This window comes from Spiroplasma endosymbiont of Megaselia nigra, assembly GCF_003987485.1.
Lineage (GTDB): Bacteria > Bacillota_I > Bacilli_A > Mycoplasmatales > Mycoplasmataceae > Spiroplasma.
On record NZ_RCOO01000237.1, the window covers coordinates 1 to 1,480 of the forward strand.

The 1,480-nt window shown below is 24.1% G+C and carries 1 protein-coding gene; it reads left to right on the plus strand.

Features of this window, described 5'->3' with window-relative positions; all coding sequences use genetic code 4:
- Positions 1-1,316: hypothetical protein (locus D9R21_RS07565; RefSeq protein ID WP_158613965.1), on the plus strand; the 1,316-nt coding region annotated here is incomplete at its 5' end.
- Between the last annotated feature and the right edge of the window lie 164 nt (positions 1,317-1,480).

Sequence of the window (1,480 nt, forward strand, 5' to 3'; positions counted from 1 at the left end):
AAGTAACAGCAAAAAGTACTGCCTTAAATTTGTTACCAGCAATTGGTGGTATTGGAAAATTAACGCGTGCTGCTCGAACAACTAGAATTTTAAAATTAGCAAAAGAAACTAAATTACTTGAAAAATTAGGTGTAATAACCGCTAATAATTTAGAAGATGTTGTAAAACAAGTTACGGGTAAAAAGGTTTTATCTGATAAATTAATATTTGATTTTACAAAAAAGGCTAATAATGAAACTTTGTTATATACAATTGGAAAATTAGTCCGCAATGATTTTTATAAAGGGTTTAAAGATTATAATTTCGAAACAATTAATAGTTTATTAAAAATTGAGAAAAATATTCAAAAAATAAGTCCTAAGTTAGTTCAAAAAATACCACAAATAAATGAAAAAAACGCTAATAAATGACTATCTGAGTATGGATTAAATATTGATAAAATAAGCAAAATTAATACTAATGAATGATATAACATTATGGCTAATCTTCATAAAAAAGGTGTTGGTAAAAATCTACTATTAAATGCTAATTTAATGCGGGGCAGTAAGATATATAATAATAAATTATTAAATATCTTACATCAAACACCAACTAAATTAAATAAAGTTTTAAATCATTTAAACCCAAATTTTTATATTCAAAAAGTAACTAAAAAATTATTAGCACCAATTGAAAAACAAATAATTACTATTAAACAAAAAGTAATTAGTAAAATTACAGATAAAACTAAAAAAATATTTTCTAAATTTGAAACTAAGGCTATTAAAAAGGGCCAATTATTACCCTTTGCTTATGGTTCTGATGTTTTTTTAGCAGTTAAAATTGTTCCTTTATCAGTTGCGGGTGAAGTTGCTTTAACAATATATTATAAAAATCCCAAATATGCTCCTATTGTTGTTATGACAACTTTAATCAAAGCAGAACAGTTTGTTTTGGCTCCTGAACCGTTTAAATTCTATATGAACAGTGAATGGTTTATTGGTTGAGGATTTAAAAAAACAAGTTTGTTTAATTTAGTTTCTTTTGCTCCAGTTGCTTATCAGCAAATAGTAAAAGATAGTTTTAAAATATACCGAATAATTGCTAAGGTATTAAAGTTGCAAGAACAATTTAAAAATAACTTTAATAAAGATAAATTGTTAAATACGCTAGAAGATAGTGCGGTTACTAGTTTATTGGATAATGGACTAGTATTTCAAACATACAAACAACTAAGAACAAAACAAAATTTAAACAAAACAATTAAAACAAAAACACTATTAAATAGTAAAAAGTTTATATCAAAGAAAATAAATTATAAAAAAAGTAAATGATAAGGAGATGATTAAATGTTAAATGAATTATGACAAAATGTTACTTTGGAAAATTATAATAATTTTATTCCAATGACAGGTAAAATTACACAAGTTCCAGTTCGTTATAATAAGTTCTTTAAAGGTGATGTAGAATTATGATTTAAAACATTTGCTTTAAGAGCCCA